The organism is Sporofaciens sp. St.21A7 (assembly GCF_059728535.1).
On sequence record NZ_BAAGFN010000001.1, the window covers coordinates 2525910 to 2543910 of the forward strand.

Here is an 18001-nt window from a genome sequence, read left to right on the forward strand (position 1 = left end):
GTATAAAATGCAGGATTCACAGATTATCAGAACCGAATATTCGGATGTGATGAAGAAATCATATATAGATTACGCCATGAGCGTTATTGTTGCCCGCGCCCTGCCGGATGTGCGGGACGGGTTAAAGCCTGTGCAGCGGCGCACGCTCTATGACATGTACGAGTTAGGGATACGCTATGACCGCCCTTACCGGAAGTGCGCTCGTATCGTGGGAGATACCATGGGTAAATATCATCCCCACGGCGACAGCTCCATCTACGAGGCTCTCGTTGTCATGGCCCAGGAATTCAAAAAGGGAATGATTCTGGTTGACGGCCACGGGAATTTCGGCTCTATTGAGGGAGACGGCGCGGCTGCCATGCGTTACACGGAAGCTCGCCTTGCCAAGGTGACACAGGACGCTTATCTGGCGGATTTGGACAAGGATATCGTGGACTTTGTGCCGAACTTCGACGAGACGGAGAAGGAGCCGGAGGTCCTTCCGGTACGCCTTCCGAACCTGCTGGTCAACGGCGCGGAAGGGATCGCGGTGGGCATGGCGACCAGTATCCCGACCCATAACCTGGGGGAAGTCATTGACGCGGTGAAGGCTTATATGAAGAATGACGATATCAGCACGAAGCAGTTGATGCGGTATATCAAGGGACCGGATTTTCCAACAGGCGGGATTGTGGTAAATAAGGACGACCTGTTAGACATTTACGAAAATGGGACCGGAAAGATTAAGATCCGTGGCAAGGTGGAGGTTGAAGAGATGAAGGGCGGCAAGAGCCGCCTGGTTATCACGGAGATTCCTTACACGATGATTGGGGCGGGAATCGGGAAGTTCTTGAACGATGTCTGCGCTCTGGTGGAATCGAAGAAGACCAGCGATATTCTGGACATCTCGAACCAATCTTCCAAAGAAGGCATCCGCATTGTCATTGAGCTGAGAAAAGGGGCGGATGTCACGAATCTTACGAATATGCTTTATAAGAAGACCCGCCTTGAGGACACTTTCGGGGTCAATATGCTTGCAGTGGCAGGCGGCAGGCCGGAGACCATGGGGTTAAAGAAGATTATCGAGCATCATGTGGATTTTCAGTTCGAGATGGCCACCAGAAAGTACCAGAATTTGCTGAACAAGGAGCGGGATAAGAAGGAGATTCAGGAAGGACTGATAAAGGCCTGCGATGTTATCGACCTGATCATTGAGATTCTGCGGGGCAGCCAGTCCGTGAAGGATGCAAAGGCTTGTCTGGTAAACGGCGTGACGGATAACATCAAGTTCAAGACGAAGATTTCCAAGAAAATGGCGTCGATGCTTCGGTTCACGGAGCGGCAGGCGACGGCGATTCTGGAAATGCGGCTTTATAAGCTGATTGGGCTTGAGATTGAGGCGTTGATGAAGGAGCATGACGAGACGCTCGCAAAAATTGCCCGATACGAAGAGATTCTGAACAATTATGATTCCATGGCGGAGGTCATTATGGAAGAGCTGGACAGGCTTAGGTCAGAATTTGCCCGTAAACGCCGTACCGTGGTGGAAAATGCCGAGGAAGCGGTCTTTGAAGAGAAGAAGGTGGAAGAGCAGGAAGTGGTCTTCCTGATGGACAGGTTCGGTTATGCCAAGACGGTAGACGGGAATACTTATGGAAGGAATAAGGAGGCGGCGGACGCAGAGAATAAGTATATTATTTCCTGTATGAATACAGGGAAGATCTGCGTGTTCACGAATACAGGGAAGATGTATCAGGTCAAGATCATGGATCTGCCTTACGGAAAATTCCGGGATAAAGGAATTCCTATTGATAATGTGAGCAATTATGACAGTACGCAGGAAGAGATCGTGTATCTCTGTGATTCAGAGCAGATGCGTTACGCAAGGCTATTTTTTGCCACGAAGCAGGGGATGGTCAAAAAGGTAGATGGGAATGAGTTTCAGGTAGCAAAGCGGACAATCGCGGCGACGAAGCTCCAGAATGAGGATATGGTAATTGCCGTGGGCGTCATCAGCGAGGAGTTAAGTGTGGTGCTTAGGACAAAGGAGGGGTATTTCCTGAAATTTGCGGCAGTGGAAGTTGCGGAGAAGAAGAAGACCGCCATTGGCGTAAGGGGAATCAAGCTTCGCAAGAATGACGAGGTGGAGGAGGCTTATCTTCTTGAGGAAGGGGCGGAGGCCAGGGTTCTCGTCGGAGAGAGGGAAGTGTCCCTTAGCCGGCTCAAGATGGGGAAGAGAGACGGCCAGGGGACGAAGGTACGGGGACAGGGCTAAACCATCTCGGTTTTCCTAAGAATCCGGTAGCAAATATATCCCAGGATTAATGAGACAGCCCCAAACGTAAACATTGCGCGGAACGGATTGCCGCTTGCAGTACCCATAATATCCAGAGAAGCAAAGATGTTAAGCAGAAATTCCACGATATGAAGCGTCGCCTCCGGAGAAAAGACAACCATGACCGTGAATGCAGGAGTCACTCCGAAGAATATTACCGGAACCAAAACGCAGTAGAGAGTCCGGTACTTTTTGGGGATCCTGCAATAGATCCCCGCAATCAAAAGTCCCAGCATGGCAAAGACCATGCAGACGAAAAATGACAGGAAAAAACCGGCGGCCATCACTGTGGCGTCACTGCTTTTTTCGAGGAACTTAGGATAGAACAGGAGTATAAAATTGCCCAGGTCAAAATTGGTGGTCACGGTAGAGACAGATTCCGTGACCCGGCCGGCTCCCCGAAGGAGCAGGTCCAGCAGCGCGCACAGGAAGCTTAGGGCTGTAAGAGAGTATATGCTGCTCCTGAAAAAATCCTTTCTGGAAATACTGTTCTGTATTGCAAGCTGGCAGTGTTCTTTGTATATGGCGATTCCGGAAACAAAGCAGAAAATCACGCTTGAGAAGCCATTTCCGTTTATGCTCATATTGATATCGTCATACATAGCAGAAACAGACACGAGAACGGCCAGAAGCAGAACCATGGCCGCCGCATAGACAGAGTAACTAAGGAGCAGATCCTTTAATTGATATTTTATCATTTTTTTCATATTCTATACCTCTTTCTTTCAAATTCACCTAGGAAGTTTCCGTCAGTCGGATGAATAGTTTCTGGAGTTCCATTCTGGAAGTTTCCGTCCCTGCCGGGAGCTTATGTTCCGGGCTTCCTATCACATAAGCGGTCTTTAACCCGCCAAGGGTATCCGTCCCGATGACTTTCTTTCCCTCGATATAGGCGTCGATCTGGCTCTTAGGCCCGCTGATGCAGTACCCGCTGTCAAGAAGGTCTTCCAGCGGTTCATTCCGGATGATTTCACCATTCTTGATTATGACCACGTGCTCGATGAGATTCGCCGTCTCTTCAATCAAATGGGTCGCGATTACGGCGGTAAAGGGATGCTCGGCGTATTTCTCGATGAGGATACGGTAGAAAAGCTCCCTGTGGCAGGCGTCAAGCCCCAGGACAGGTTCGTCAAGGAACACAAAGGGGACGTTCACGGACAAGGCGACAGTATTCCGGAAAATAGACTGGTATCCGGTTGACAAATCTTTAATTTTCTTCTTTACGGGAAGCCCAAACTGCTTACAAAGCCCTTGGGCATAATCCATATCAAAATCGGGGTAGAATTCCCGGCTCCACTTGAGCGCCTGCATGACCTTCATTCCCTCTGGATAGAGGTTGCTCTCATTGGCAAGAAAACAGCGGGAGAGCGCGGCGGTATTCTCGGTGAGCCGCTCGCCGTCAAGGTTGACTGTGCCGCCGGTGGCAAACAGCCGGTTGTTGATGATGTTAAGCAGCGTGGATTTGCCGGCGCCGTTCCTCCCAAGAAGCCCATAGATGGTATTCTCCTCAAAATGAAGATTCACGTGTGAGAGCGCCTGTGTGTCTTTGAATGATTTGGATACGTCTGTTACTTCGATTCTGCTCATTGTACAAATCCCCTTTCTATCATTGCGATAATCTCATCGCTGGTAATTCCCAGCCTCTTTGCCTCGTCTACCAGCTTGTTGATGTAATTGTCATAGAACTGGTCCTGTCTCTTCTTTTTCAGTTTGCTTACGGCTCCTTGTGCTACGAACATGCCGACCCCCCTCTTCTTGAATATGATTGCTTCATCCACCAGCAGATTGATTCCTTTCAGCGCAGTGGCGGGATTAATCTTATAATTAACGGAAAATTCTGTGATGGAAGGTATCTGGCTTTCCTCCGGAAATGCGCCCGTTAAGATCCCGTCCTCGATACCTTCAGCAATCTGGATGAATATAGGCTTTTCTTGATCAAGGTTAAGTTTCATAGAAATCCTCCTTGTTCTTAGTTGGTTACTTACATGGTTAATTAGTTGAGTAATTAACCATGTAAGTATTAAAGCACAGATATTTCAGAATGTCAATAGGATTGCAAAAAAAAATCATGCACCCTTTTTGAGGGTGCATGATGAAATATACAAGATACTTTATTCATCTTCGATTTCAAACTCAATTAGATAGCTCTCGTATACTCTTTAAGCCAGGCCTTCTCATCCTCGTTCAGATGCGGGGAAATGAGTTCGTATACTTTTGCGTGATAAGCATTCAGCTGCTCCTTGTCCTCCTGTCTCATCATATCAGGATTAACAGCATCCAAATCAATCGGAACGTAAGTAATCGGTTCAAAATAAAGGAACTGTCCGTATTCGGTCTTCTGCCCTTCCCTTACGACCAGCTCGTTCTCAGTACGGATTCCGTGAGAGCCTTCGATGTAGAGTCCCGGTTCATTGGTGATGACCATGCCCGGTTCAAGGGGAGCTTTCTCCTTATCCCGGACTGCCCAGCGGAAACCGGCGGGAGCCTCGTGGATATTCATCAGATAGCCGACGCCGTGGCCTGTGCCGTGGTTATAGTCCAATCCCCGTTCCCATGCAGGAGTCCTTGCCATAGCGTCCAGGTTAAAGCCTGAAATCCCGTGAGGGAATACGGCGCGGGCAAGATGCAGGTTACAGAGCAGTACTGTAGTGAAATCCTCCTTCATCTGGTCTGTTACTTCCCCAAATGCAAATGTCCTTGTGATGTCCGTGGAACCTTCCATGTATCCGCCGCCCGTGTCTGTCAGGAATAATCCATTCGTCGTGACCGGAACATTCGTCTCGGGAGTCGCAGCGTAGTGGACGATAGCGCCGTGTTCGCCGGAACCGCAGATGGGTTCAAAGCTCTCCCACAGATACCCCTCCTGTTCCTTACGGAAGGAGTTAAGCTTCTCGGCGGCGCTGATTTCGGTAATCTCTGTCTTCCCGATGTTCTTCTTCAGCCAGTACATGAACTTTGTAACCGCAACGCCGTCCTTGATGTGGGCATTGATGATGTTTTTAAGCTCCGTTTCATTCTTCATTGCCTTCATCAGGATTTCCGGGTTCATCTTCTCAATAACCTTCGCCCCTTCCGGGATGTTGTTATAGAGGGCATAATTCAGCCTGGAAGGGTCTACCAGCACGCTGTCCCCGTCTTTTAGGTTCTTGACATCCTCATAAACGGCATTGTAGGGGTGAATAGAAATATCGTCCTTAGCAAGGTTCTCCTTCATCTCGGCGGTCAGCTTCTTTTCATCCACATACAGCTTCATATCTTCCATGGTAATGATGGCGTAGGACAGAAGAAGCGGGAAATACTCGATATCGTCGCCTCTTAAATTGGTGGTCCAGCAGATATCGTCCAGTGCGGCAAGGATGTGGACGTTCGCCCCTTCCTTCTTCATGGCTTCCCGGATGCGCGTGAGTTTATCGGCCGTGCTTTCGCCGGTATATTCGATTCCCAGTGCAAATGCAGGTTTCTCGGACAACGGCGGACGGTCTTCCCAAATCTTGTCCACTAAGTCTTCCGAATAGTCAATCTTGGCATTCTTAGGCTTTAGCGCCGTCTTTAACGCCTGTCCTTCTCCCATGGCGACTACCCGTCCGTCAAATCCAAGCGTCCCTCCCTCAGGAATCACGTCTGCGATATAGTCTTCCAGTTTCGGAACGTCGGGCTGTCCCATCTTAAACAGTGTGACGCCGCTTCCCTCAAGCTGATTGGCCGCCTGGATAAAATACCTGCCGTCTGTCCACAGGCCAGCTTCTTTCTTCGTGATGACAGCAGTTCCGGCAGAGCCGGTAAATCCTGTGATAAAAGCCCTAGCCTTAAAATGCTCTCCTACATACTCGCTCTGGTGATTATCGTCCGTAGGAATCAAATATGCGTCGTACCCTTTTTCCTCCATGAGGGAACGAAGGGCCGAGATCCTTTCTGGTACAGTCATAAAAAAACCTCCCTTGTAAATAATGATTTGTATCATCATTTTAACATATTTATTTGCAAATTGACAGGAATAATTATATAATTTATCCAAGATGAAGAGGAGAGAAGAATGGTTAAAAAATTGACAAAAATATTATTGGCGTTTATGCTGTTAACTGCGGTGGAAGTGGCGCGGGAACTGCATTTTTTCCATGTGGCGCGCTATACTGTGACGTCTCGGAAACTGACAGGGATAAAGGGAAAGAAGATTATTTTTTTAAGCGACCTCCATAACTATTGTTATGGGAGAGAGAATGAACCGCTTTTTCGTGCGATTGCGAAGGAAAAGCCGGATCTGATTTTGATTGGCGGCGATATGCTGCTTAGGAAGGATGAATCCTCCTACGGACATACGGTGAAGTTTTTGTCCCGTCTTCCGTCCATCTGCCCTGTGTACCATGCCAACGGCAACCATGAGCAGAAGATGAAGGAGCGTCCTAAGAAGTATAAGCGGTCGTTTGGGGATTATAAGAGACGTCTTGAGGAGGCAGGGATCCGTTTCCTTGAAAATGAATCCGTCACCGTTAAGTGGGGGGAGAGCAGGGTAAGGATTACGGGGCTTGAGATACCGCTTCGCGGATATGAAAGGCGGGCAAGGAACCGGCTCCGTAAGGCTGATATCGAGGCGAAGATCGGCACATCGAAAGATGATTATGAGATTCTGATGGCGCACCATCCGGCGCATATCCGGGCTTACCGTGACTGGGGGGCGGATCTGATCCTGTCCGGGCACTACCACGGCGGGGTAGCGCGCATCCCGGGAATCGGCGGGGTAGTGGCGCCGGATTTTATGTTGTTTCCGGAATTTTCCGGGGGATGCTATCAGGTGGGGGACGCCGTAGCGGTGGTGAGCAAGGGGCTTGGCGTACATTCTGTGGCTGTCCGCCTGTTGAACCCAGCAGAGGTAGTTGTGATAGAGCTGGAGGGAGCGTAGAAATTTTCATCCGGAACTTGTGGAATCAGAAAATATCCTGTATAATAATACGGTTGTGACTGAAAAGATAGGAGAGTTCTATGGGGATTCCGGTAAAACTGCAGGTCTTTGAAGGACCTTTGGATTTATTGCTGCATTTAATCGATAAGAATAAGATAGATATCTACGATATTCCGATTGTGGAAATCACGAACCAGTATATGGACTACATCAAAGCCATGGAAAAGGAAGATCTGAACATCATGAGCGAGTTCCTGGTGATGGCGGCGACGCTTTTAGACATCAAGTGCCGGATGCTGCTGCCCAAAGAGGTGAACGAAGAAGGGGAAGAGGAAGACCCTCGTCAGGAATTGGTTGCACAGTTGTTGGAATACAAGATGTATAAGTATATGTCTTATGAGCTGAGGGACAGACAGGTGGAAGGGGAACAGGTTATGTACAAAAGGCCGACGATTCCGGACGAGGTACGGGAGTATGAGGAGCCTGTGAACCTGGATGAACTGCTGGGCGGACTTACGTTATCTAAGCTTCATAAGATATTCCGGGACGTGATGAAAAGGCGGGCGGATAAGATCGACCCCGTAAGAAGCAAGTTCGGAAAGATTGAGAAAGAAGAGGTGACGCTTCCGGATAAGCTCAGCTATGTGACGGAGTATGCCAAGGGGCATAGAAGGTTTGGTTTCCGGGAACTTTTGGAAAAACAGGGGTCTAAGATACAGATTGTCGTGACTTTTCTTGCAATCCTGCAGCTGATGAAAGAGGGAGTCATCGCAATCGAACAGGAGCATCCGTTTGACGAGATCATGATTCGGTCGAAAGCGTTTGCTTAGGGCTAGTTCTGACGGGCAGCCCGTTAAGAGGTGGAAAGGGATTATGGACGAAGTGGAAATTAGCAGATTAGAGGGAGTTATAGAGGCGGTCCTGTTTACGATGGGAGAATCCGTAGAGTTGGAGAAGATTGCGGCGGCAATCGGGCATGACAAGGATACCACCCGCAAGATTGTACATAGGATGATGGACAAGTATGAGGCGGAGGATCGGGGAATCCGGGTGATTGAGCTTGAGGACGCATTCCAGATGTGTACGAAGAAGGAGACATACGAGTATCTGATCCGTGTGGCGAAGCAGCCTAAGAAGTATGTACTGACGGACGTCCTCCTTGAAACCTTGTCGATTATCGCATACAAGCAGCCGGTGACGAAGCTTGAGGTGGAGAAGATCCGCGGGGTAAAATCGGATCATGCGGTCAATAAGCTGGTAGAGTATAATCTGGTGTGCGAGTGCGGGAGGCTGGACGCGCCGGGGAAACCGATTTTGTTCGGGACTACGGAGGAATTCCTGAGGCGTTTCAGCGTCCAGTCCGTGGACGACCTGCCTAGCCTGAATGCAGAGCAGATGGAGAGCTTCAAGGAGGAAGCGGAGGAAGAGGTGCAGCTGAAGCTGGATATTTAACGCGGCTGAGAGGATTTATATGGAATAGGCGGGAAGAAATTCACATATATTGCAGTAATGTAGCGATATGTGGTGTGGCGGATGAAAAAGAAAATGATCGTGTGGAGTCTCGTGTTTTGTTTGATGCTCTCCGGGTTCGTAAACATAACGGCCCTGGCAGAGGAAAACGAGGAGGCGCCGGAGCAGTTATACGCCCGGTCGGCTGTGTTGATGGATGCTGACAGCGGGCGTGTTTTATTTGGGAAAGAGGAGCGGGAGATACGTCCGATGGCGAGTACGACGAAGATCATGACCTGTATCCTGGCTCTGGAAAATCAGGAGGAAGGACAGGTGGTCACGGCGTCGGCTTATGCGGCGGGCAGGCCAAAAGTGAAGCTGGGCGTAAAAGAACAGGAGCAGTTCTATCTGAGGGATCTTCTTTATTCCCTGATGCTGGAGTCCCACAATGACAGCGCAGTGGTGATTGCGGAGGGAATTTCGGGAACGGTGGAGGAATTTGCAAAGCTGATGAACCAGAAGGCGGGGGAGCTTGGGTGTCAGGATACCCATTTCGTGACGCCAAACGGGCTGGACGACAGCGACGAGGGAGGCATTCACGCTACGACGGCAAGGGATCTGGCGACAATTATGAGGTATTGCATCAAGCAGTCGCCCTGCCGGGAGGAATTCCTGGAGATTACGCGGACGAAGAATTACCAGTTCAGCGATGTGGATGGGGGACGAAGTTTTTCCTGTGTCAACCACAATGCATTTCTGGATATGATGGACGGGGCGCTGACCGGAAAGACCGGGTTTACGTCGGATGCGGGATACTGCTATGTAGGTGCGTTAGAACGGGATGGAAGGACGTTCATCGTGGCGCTCTTGGCTTGCGGATGGCCTAACAATAAGAGTTATAAATGGACGGATACCCGGAAACTGATGGAATACGGGATTGCCAATTATCAGTACCGGGATGTCTGGGAGGATGTGGTTTTGCCGGACGTGGAGGTAAAAAACGGCGTGGAGGAGGAGTCGCCTTATGAGACAGAACTATATATGCCTGTCTGTGTGGAGGGGAAGGAGGAGATTCCCTTACTGCTGCGGGCAGACGAAGGGGTCGAGATAAAGACAGAAGTCAAGGATTCCCTGACGGCGCCTGTGAGCAAGGGGGATGTGGTGGGAAGCGTCCGGTATATTCTTGAGGGGGAGGAAATTGCTTCTTATCAGGTAGTGGCAGGAGAGGATATCCGGGAAAGAGACCTGAACTGGGCGCTGTGCTGGATTGTCAGGTTAGCTTTAATGTGAAGTTATAAGTGCAGAGATTTGAAAGCCTGTGGTTGACAAAGAGAGTGGAAGTATGGTATTTTAAATACAATCAGTTAAGTTCTTTTTTCTGAACCGTTTCTAAGAGGTACGTCCGGATAAGTCCAAATTTTTTCGTGTTTTTTCCCGAATTTGGTGTTGACATTTTGTAACAAGTATACTACTATATTAATCAGAAAAACGAACATTCGTTCGTTATGCGAAAAGGAGATTGTAAGATGGCGAATGAAGATAAGAAGAAGGCGTTAGACGCTGCGATAGCAAAGCTTGAGAAAGATTTTGGAAAAGGTACGGTCATGAAGCTTGGAGACCCCAAGGCGCAGGTGGCTGTGGAGACGATTCCTACAGGATCGCTGAGCCTTGACCTGGCGTTAGGGCTTGGCGGCGTTCCGCGAGGAAGGATCGTGGAAGTATACGGACCGGAATCCAGCGGTAAGACTACGGTCGCATTACATATGATTGCAGAGGTGCAGAAACGGGGAGGGATTGCCGGGTTCATTGATGCAGAGCATGCGCTGGACCCGGTCTATGCCAAGAACATCGGCGTTGACATTGACGAATTGTATATTTCACAGCCGGACAGCGGGGATCAGGCCCTTGAGATTACGGAGACAATGGTACGCTCCGGCGCGATGGACATCATCGTCGTGGATTCCGTTGCGGCTCTGGTGCCCAAGCAGGAGATTGAAGGAGATATGGGGGATAGCCATGTAGGATTGCAGGCAAGGCTAATGTCTCAGGCGCTTCGTAAGCTGACTCCTGTAATCAGTAAGTCGAACTGTGTGGTCATCTTTATCAACCAGCTCCGTGAGAAGGTAGGCGTGATGTTCGGCAATCCGGAGACTACCACGGGAGGACGCGCCCTCAAGTTCTATGCGTCAATCCGTATGGATGTCAGAAGGATCGAGACGCTCAAGCAGAGCGGGGATATGGTAGGAAACCGGACTCGGGTGAAGGTGGTGAAGAATAAGATTGCTCCGCCGTTCAAGGAGGCAGAATTTGACATCATGTTCGGGAAGGGGATTTCCCGGGAGGGAGATATTCTGGATCTTGCCGTGGAGTTGAAGCTGGTCAGCAAGAGCGGCGCATGGTTTGCTTATAATGGGGACAAGATTGGGCAGGGACGCGAGAATGCTAAGACTTATCTAAAGGAGCATCCGGATGTGATGGAAGAGTTGGAGAAGAAAATCCGCAGCCATTATAATATTGGGGAGGATGCCCAGTTGGAGGACAAGAATGTGAAGCCGATGCCTAAGGATGGAGGCAAGAAGGGCGGCAGGAAGGCATCGGCGAAGACGAAGGAGCCGGAGAAAGCAGAAGAAGCGTCGGAGGAAGAAGCGTCAGTGGAGCCGGATGCGGTTCTAAGCGGGCTTCCGGACGAATCCGAGGAGGATGCCGATAATTTGGCTGAGGAAGTATAGGGAAATTATGACAGTTACGAAGATAGAGCCTGTAACGAAGACGAGGTTTCAGGTATACGTAGACGAGCATCCGGCATTCGTATTGTATAAGGGAGAATTATCCCGATACGAGATTGAGCCGGAAGGGGAATTGGACAAAGAGGTCTATGAGGAGATTCTTCAGAAGGTAATACTGAAAAGGGCGAAAGCAAGGGCGTTACATCTTCTGAATGATATGGGAAGGACCGAAGCGCAGCTTCGTGAAAAACTTTTGCAGGGAGGATATCCTGACAGAATTACCGAAGAAGCGGTTGCCTATGTGAAATCTTTCGGCTATCTGAATGACGGGGAGTATGCCCGTAGTTTTATCGAGGGGCGAAAGAACCGGAAGAGCCGTACAGAACTCTATGCCGCCTTGTGCCGGAAGGGGATTGACCGGGAAACAGCTACGCAGGCGTTGGAGGAATACTATGACGGGGAAGACTCTAAGTCGGCAATCGAGGCCCTTCTTAGGAAAAAGAAGTTTGAACCTGATACCGCGGATTATGCTCAAAAGCAGAAGATGGCAGGTTATCTGATGCGCAAGGGGTTCCGGTATGACGAGATCCGCAGGGTGATGGAGGTGGCGGAACCCTATTGAGACGGCGTTATCGGCAGTGTGCATATATAGTTGAATATATGTTCATGTGAACATGTGAAGAAGTTCAAATGTTACGGTGGAATGCTTGACATATTCGTTAAAACAGTATAAAATTTAAGTGTTGTAGTTGTACAATGAAAACTGAATAAGGAGGTGCTCCTGTGCCGAATGGAATATTAATTGCTGTAGGAGTTGTGCTGATCGTGGCAGCGGCAGCCATCAGTCATTTCCTGACAGTTTCCAATCTGAAGAAGAATGCAGATTCTAAGATTGGGAATGCGGAGACGAAAGCCAGGGAGATTATTGATGATGCGGTTAAGACGGCTGAGGCAAAAAAGAAGGAGTCTCTCTTGGAGATTAAAGAAGAGTCTATCAGAAACAAGAATGAACTTGAAAAAGAGACTAAGGAACGCAGGAATGAGTTACAACGCTATGAGAAGCGCGTTCTTTCCAAGGAAGAGGCTTTAGATAAGAAAGCGGATGCCATTGAAAAGCGTGAGGCAGGATTTGCGGCAAAAGAAGAACAGCTAAGACAGCGCGAAGCGAAAGTGGAAGAGCTGGGAAGCCAGAGAGTACAGGAACTAGAAAGAATCTCAGGACTTACCTCCGAACAGGCAAAAGAGTATTTGTTAAAAACTGTTGAAGACGATGTAAAGCATGACACCGCTAAGATGATTAAGGAGTTAGAGGCGCAGGCGAAGGAAGAGGCAGACAAGAAGGCAAAAGAATATGTCGTGACTGCTATCCAGAGATGCGCAGCAGATCATGTTGCGGAGACTACGATTTCGGTCGTACAGCTTCCAAGTGACGAGATGAAGGGAAGGATCATTGGACGTGAGGGGCGCAATATCCGTACATTGGAGACGATGACGGGCGTTGAGCTGATCATAGACGATACGCCGGAAGCGGTGGTATTGTCCGGTTTTGATCCGATCCGGAGGGAAGTCGCAAGGATTGCGCTGGAGAAGCTGATTGTTGACGGACGGATTCATCCGGCAAGAATTGAGGAGATGGTTGAAAAAGCGCAGAAAGAAGTAGATGCCATGATTCGAGAAGAAGGAGAGGCGGCGGCCTTGGAAGTAGGGGTTCACGGAATCCATCCGGAACTAATCCGGTTGCTTGGCCGTATGAAGTTCCGCACCAGTTACGGACAGAATGCGTTGAAGCATTCAATCGAGGTTTCGCAGCTGGCTGGACTTTTGGCTGGCGAGATTGGGTTGGATTCCCGGATTGCCAAGCGTGCCGGACTTTTACACGATGTCGGCAAATCTATCGATCATGATGTGGAAGGGTCACATATTCAGATTGGAGTGGATCTTTGTAGGAAGTACAAAGAATCCGCGACGGTTATCAACGCCGTGGAAGCACATCATGGCGACGTAGAACCGGAAAGTCTGATTGCCTGTGTCGTGCAGGCGGCCGATACGATTTCAGCCGCAAGACCGGGCGCAAGAAGAGAGACATTGGAGACATACACAAACAGGTTAAAACAATTAGAGGATATCACCAACCAGTTCAAGGGGGTTGATAAGTCTTTTGCGATTCAAGCAGGTAGAGAGATTCGAGTTATGGTAGTTCCAGAGCAGGTATCTGATGCAGACATGGTATTGATGGCGCGGGATATTGCGAAACAGATTGAATATGAGTTAGAATATCCTGGTCAGATCAAGGTCAATGTGATTCGTGAATCAAGAGTCACAAGCTATGCGAAGTAGAGTTTTGCAGAAAAGGTTGATATGAAAACTAAGGGAAGTCTTGAATTGAAAGAGTTTAGGGCTTTCCTTATTTTTATTTGAGAAGAAAATGGTTTTGTAAAGAGGATATTAAGACATGAGTGATGAAATTAAGCGGATAGGAAGAGAATTGATTTATAAAGGGGCAATCCTAAGTGTATATAAGGATCATATGAAGTTTTCGGACGGCAGTACGGCAGATTGGGATTTTATAGGGCATGACGGCGCGGCGGCAGTCGTGCCTGTGATGGAGGACGGACGGATTCTCATGGTTCGGCAGTTTCGGAACGCACTTGACCGGGAGACTTTGGAAATCCCGGCAGGAAAGCTGGATGCGCCCGATGAACCAGGGCTTGAATGTTCCAAAAGGGAGCTGGAAGAAGAGACGGGCTACCGTTCCGAGAATCTGGAATGGCTTCTGACGCTTCGGACAACGGTTGCCTTCTGCAATGAAAAGATTGAAATCTATGTGGCAAAAGACCTGATTCCCTCCCATCAACATCTGGATGAGGGCGAATATGTGGACGTGAAAGCATATACGGTGGAAGAATTAAAAGAGATGATCTTCACAGGAAAGATTGAAGATTCTAAGACAATCGCGGCGCTTCTGGCCTATGAGTCAAAGTATCTGCGGTAGAGGAAAAGATAAAAGATAAAAGAATATAATCGGATACCCGGCATATAATGAAGTATCTTGACAGAGGGAGGGACATTTGTGAGGATACAGGAAAACAAGAAGTTTCTAATCGTGTTTTGTATGCTGGGTTTTTTGATTGGAATTATTTATGCAAATATGATGTCCAAGGATTACATTGCAAGTATGGGCATTTTCAGTGAATTTTTTCTGACCCAGTACAGCCAGGCAGAGATTGACGTGATGGAATACATGTGGTATGTCATCCGGGTGAGGGCGGTGCCTCTTGCGCTGGTTGCCGCATTGGGATGTACCAGAATCCGAAAGGGCATTGCGGGGGGATTCCTGGCATGGACAGGCTTTTGCGCAGGGATGGTCATGACGTCTGCAGTGCTGAAAATGGGGGTCAAGGGCGTAATTCTGTGCCTGATTGCGCTGACGCCCCATTTTGTATTCTATGCGGCAGGTTATATCGTGCTGTTGTGGTATCTGCTCACCTACCCGGAGGCGAAGTGGAACCTGTCAAAGACGGTCAGCATGGTTCTTTTTGTCGCAGTAGGAATCCTGCTGGAGTGCTATGTGAATCCGATTATTATGGAACTCTTTTTGAAGACACTATAATGAATGCAAATATATAAACTGTTTTTTGTGGGACTGTAACTTATGCAAATATACTGTTATACTCATACCAAGTTCTCTGTATACGGAAATAGAGATACATGGAATGGAGAAAATAGTATAATTGAGGACTTACGGATTTGAGTGTGGAGGGATTGACGATATAATACCAGAATCCTTCCGCAAAAAACTCCATCTCGTCCCTTACACAGTCTGTACCGTATGCCCGAATGAAAGAGGCGCTTTCCGCATTGTATATTTCCTGGAAGAATTCGGTATTTGACACGAATCCGAGATAGAGATCAAACCAGTGGCCCATTTCATGGATTGGGGACTCGTATACGGCATCCATCCGGTCTTCGATTAGTATCCGGTGTTCCTCATAGTTGGTCGTTGCCATGACCATATCGAACTGTCCGGGATAGTATGTCTGCCCGATGTTGATATTCGTTACATAGACAGACCATCCATCCTGCACAAATGCATCTTGAAGATGTGCGGGGATGACGGATAATTGCTGGTTTACGATATCTACATAACCGTCGTCCACATAGCCATCTTTTTGGCACTGGATATGGGACAGAGAAGCCTCGCTGGTATCCTTGCCGGAAAATGCTGCCTTTAACTCCCATGGTTCCAGCTTTGCGGCCATTGCCTTGGATTCCATAATTTCCTTTTGCTGTCTGAGCCAAAGGGAAACAAATATGCACAGGGCAAAAAGAAGCAGAACCAACATTGCGATTAGCCAGCTCTTTTTTTTCTTATGTGTACTCATATAGGTTGAAAACCTCCTGTCTTACACAATCATCTAACACGATTACCCGTATATCATTTTAATGGATAGTGCGCATAATGTCTATGAAATCAGTATATTTTTCACAGATATTTCACTTATTAATTGCATTTTATACCCATAGGGCACACCGTAATACATGCCCTATGGGCGGGTGGACTTCGTCCATTAAGGTATACCCGCAGGGCACACCGTAATACATGCCCTGTGGGTATATCATCTGGAGATTTATACGGTCTTGTGGAGATAATACCGCAGGTATGCAAGGCAGAAAAGAAAGATACATATCTGGCTTGCCAGAAGCCCCCACAGATATCCCATGATTCCAAAGGCAGGAATCATGAGGAAAACACTGACAATCCGGATTCCCAGGCTGGCTGAGTTGATACAGAAGGAAAGAGTGGCCTTCCCGATTCCGTTTATCATGCTGATCAAGGTATTGTTGGTGTAAAGAAACGGGCACATCCAGGCAAGGGTAATGATATAATCTCCAGCCATGGAGCTGTGGAACAGGATAAGTCCCATCCATTTTCCAAAACTCAGCAGACACACACAGCAAATACTTCCAAGGAAGATGCAGGAGTACGTGACCTTGCGTACCAGTGCGGATAATTCCTGCCTGTGGTTTTGTGCCTGGATTTCCGCCACCGTGGGAAGGAGCATGGTAGACACGGAGTTTGTGATGGCGGAAGGAAACAGGATACAGGGCAGGGCCATACCTGTAAGTACCCCGTAAGTACTTAAAGATTCTGACAGCGACATACCGTAAGCCTGAAGCCGGACTGGTATGGATACGGCTTCGATACTCTGCAGCAGATTTAAGAGAACCCGACTTGCGGTAAGGGGTACAGAGAGGGCCAACAGTTCGCGGCTGTGCTTCATACACCCCCGGAAATGGAATCGCGACAGGGCGGTTAAGACATGTTTCCCAAGCAAGGCGCGCAGGCAGAAGACGGAAGAGAAGATTTCCCCCGCAATCATACCTGCCACAGCAATGGACACGCCGAAGCGGATGCCATGGCGGACTCCGTACAGGTAGAGCAGATAGACGCTCAAGATTCTTGCCGTCTGCTCTACGAACTGTGAGACGGCTGGGATACCAGTCTGTTTCAATCCGAAATAATATCCGCAGATACAACTGTGTACCGATGCAAAAGGAAAAGCATAGGAAAGGATAATCAGCAGGTCGGCGCACCTTGGCTCATGCAGAAAGGACTCAGCTATGGGCAAGGCATACCTCTGCAGGACAAGTGTGACTGCGAGGGAAGCCGTGACCGTAAGGAAGAGGCTGGTATACAGAAGTTCCCGGGCTTCTTTTCGTTTTCCATGAGTCATGCGGGCGGCAATGCAGCGGGATAGGGCAAGCTCAATGCCTGCACAGGTGAGGGAAAAGCACAGCGCATAGATTGGAAAGACGAGCTGGTACAGTCCTACGCCCTCCTCCCCGAACGTATGGCTTAAAAAGATACGGTAGAAGAATCCCATAAAACGAGTGGCAAACCCGGTCATAGTTAGGATAAACGTCCCTTTGATAATCGTATGTTTTCGTGACATAATAACTCCTGACGCCGGACGATACCGGCATTGCTGCTGTTTATTAAAACATATTCCACATTAAGGCTTGACAGAACAAAAAAGCGGTGTTATCCTACATATGGAAAATATCCTAGCAGTTTGCTAGGAATTAAAAAGAAGGTGAGCAAGTGAAACTTTCTACAAAGGGTAGATATGGTCTCCGGGCGATGATAGACCTTGCAAGATATAGCGAGGAAGAACCGGTTTCCATCAGCAGCATAGCGGCAAGGCAGGATATCTCGGAGCGTTATCTGGAGCAGTTGGTTGGTCTTCTGAAGAAGGCGGGGCTGGTGCGCAGCATCCGGGGCGCTACAGGCGGCTATATCCTGGCAAGGAGCGCGGCAGACATTTCCGTAGGGGACATACTCCGGGCGTTGGAGGGTAGCCTTGAACCAGTCAAATGTGCGGCGTTTTACTCTGATGAGGGATGCACGGCTGCGGACGGCTGCGTGACCAAGTATGTCTGGCAGAGGATTAACGAGAGTATCAATGCGACTGTGAACCACATGATGTTGGACGAACTGGTCAGGGAGAGCCGGACAGTGAATCCGGGGGGCGATTTGGAGAACCCCAAGTGTAATTTATAAAATTTATCCAAGGGCACACCCTAATGCATGCCCTTGGGTATAGATGAAGGGAT

General features: G+C 48.8%; 17 protein-coding genes. 11 read left to right on the forward strand and 6 right to left on the reverse strand.

Features of this window, described 5'->3' with window-relative positions; all coding sequences use genetic code 11:
- Positions 1–7: 7 nt before the first annotated feature.
- On the forward strand, positions 8–2254 hold the full coding sequence (locus AC6I3O_RS12415; protein WP_497851154.1) for a DNA gyrase/topoisomerase IV subunit A: 2247 nt from the start codon (positions 8–10) through the stop codon (positions 2252–2254).
- Here AC6I3O_RS12415 and AC6I3O_RS12420 read toward each other — a convergent pair.
- The 4 genes from AC6I3O_RS12420 to AC6I3O_RS12435 all read right to left on the reverse strand — a co-directional run bounded on the left by AC6I3O_RS12420 (position 2251) and on the right by AC6I3O_RS12435 (position 6239).
- Entirely contained in the window at positions 2251–3021 is a 771-nt protein-coding gene (locus AC6I3O_RS12420; protein WP_497851155.1) for a hypothetical protein, read from the reverse strand. The genes AC6I3O_RS12415 and AC6I3O_RS12420 overlap by 4 nt on opposite strands.
- A gap of 28 nt (positions 3022–3049) precedes the next feature.
- Entirely contained in the window at positions 3050–3901 is an 852-nt protein-coding gene (locus AC6I3O_RS12425; RefSeq protein WP_497851156.1) for an ATP-binding cassette domain-containing protein, read from the reverse strand.
- Positions 3898–4266, reverse strand: coding sequence for a GntR family transcriptional regulator (locus tag AC6I3O_RS12430; RefSeq protein WP_497851157.1), 369 nt, complete (start codon positions 4264–4266; stop codon positions 3898–3900). Before AC6I3O_RS12430 ends, AC6I3O_RS12425 begins: the two co-directional genes overlap by 4 nt.
- A 185-nt stretch (positions 4267–4451) precedes the next feature.
- Positions 4452–6239 carry an aminopeptidase P family protein gene (locus AC6I3O_RS12435; protein WP_497851158.1) on the reverse strand — a complete coding sequence of 596 codons (1788 nt, stop codon included), beginning with the start codon at positions 6237–6239 and terminating at the stop codon, positions 4452–4454.
- A 108-nt stretch (positions 6240–6347) separates the two neighbouring features.
- Between AC6I3O_RS12435 and AC6I3O_RS12440 the strand changes: the two genes are divergently transcribed.
- The 9 genes from AC6I3O_RS12440 to AC6I3O_RS12480 all read left to right on the forward strand — a co-directional run bounded on the left by AC6I3O_RS12440 (position 6348) and on the right by AC6I3O_RS12480 (position 14996).
- Positions 6348–7211, forward strand: coding sequence for a metallophosphoesterase (locus AC6I3O_RS12440; RefSeq protein ID WP_497851159.1), 864 nt, complete (start codon positions 6348–6350; stop codon positions 7209–7211).
- Between the two features lie 80 nt (positions 7212–7291).
- Complete coding sequence (locus AC6I3O_RS12445) at positions 7292–8041, forward strand: segregation and condensation protein A (RefSeq protein WP_497851160.1); 750 nt, start codon at positions 7292–7294, stop codon at positions 8039–8041.
- Positions 8042–8084: 43 nt separating this feature from the next.
- On the forward strand, positions 8085–8663 hold the full coding sequence (gene scpB / locus AC6I3O_RS12450) for an SMC-Scp complex subunit ScpB (protein WP_497851161.1): 579 nt from the start codon (positions 8085–8087) through the stop codon (positions 8661–8663).
- A gap of 81 nt (positions 8664–8744) precedes the next feature.
- Positions 8745–9950, forward strand: a complete 1206-nt coding sequence (locus AC6I3O_RS12455; protein ID WP_497851162.1) for a D-alanyl-D-alanine carboxypeptidase family protein — start codon at positions 8745–8747, stop codon at positions 9948–9950.
- Positions 9951–10186: 236 nt separating this feature from the next.
- The gene (gene recA, locus AC6I3O_RS12460; RefSeq protein ID WP_497851163.1) at positions 10187–11389 is read left to right on the forward strand and encodes a recombinase RecA; all 1203 of its coding nucleotides are present in this window, start codon (positions 10187–10189) and stop codon (positions 11387–11389) included.
- Positions 11390–11396: 7 nt separating this feature from the next.
- Positions 11397–12008: a regulatory protein RecX gene (locus tag AC6I3O_RS12465; RefSeq protein ID WP_497851164.1), complete on the forward strand. Its 612-nt coding sequence runs from the start codon at positions 11397–11399 to the stop codon at positions 12006–12008.
- A 161-nt stretch (positions 12009–12169) separates the two neighbouring features.
- The gene (gene rny / locus AC6I3O_RS12470; RefSeq protein ID WP_497851165.1) at positions 12170–13723 is read left to right on the forward strand and encodes a ribonuclease Y; all 1554 of its coding nucleotides are present in this window, start codon (positions 12170–12172) and stop codon (positions 13721–13723) included.
- Positions 13724–13838: 115 nt separating this feature from the next.
- Positions 13839–14378, forward strand: a complete 540-nt coding sequence (locus AC6I3O_RS12475) for an NUDIX domain-containing protein (RefSeq protein ID WP_497851166.1) — start codon at positions 13839–13841, stop codon at positions 14376–14378.
- A 78-nt stretch (positions 14379–14456) separates the two neighbouring features.
- Complete coding sequence (locus AC6I3O_RS12480; RefSeq protein ID WP_497851167.1) at positions 14457–14996, forward strand: stage II sporulation protein M; 540 nt, start codon at positions 14457–14459, stop codon at positions 14994–14996.
- A gap of 40 nt (positions 14997–15036) precedes the next feature.
- Here AC6I3O_RS12480 and AC6I3O_RS12485 read toward each other — a convergent pair whose 3' ends face one another.
- Positions 15037–15768, reverse strand: coding sequence for an anthrax toxin lethal factor-related metalloendopeptidase (locus tag AC6I3O_RS12485; protein ID WP_497851168.1), 732 nt, complete (start codon positions 15766–15768; stop codon positions 15037–15039).
- Between the two features lie 246 nt (positions 15769–16014).
- Entirely contained in the window at positions 16015–17340 is a 1326-nt protein-coding gene (locus AC6I3O_RS12490) for an oligosaccharide flippase family protein (protein ID WP_497851169.1), read from the reverse strand.
- Between the two features lie 149 nt (positions 17341–17489).
- Between AC6I3O_RS12490 and AC6I3O_RS12495 the strand changes: the two genes are divergently transcribed.
- Positions 17490–17948 carry an RrF2 family transcriptional regulator gene (locus AC6I3O_RS12495; RefSeq protein ID WP_497851170.1) on the forward strand — a complete coding sequence of 153 codons (459 nt, stop codon included), beginning with the start codon at positions 17490–17492 and terminating at the stop codon, positions 17946–17948.
- The last annotated feature ends 53 nt before the right edge of the window (positions 17949–18001 follow it).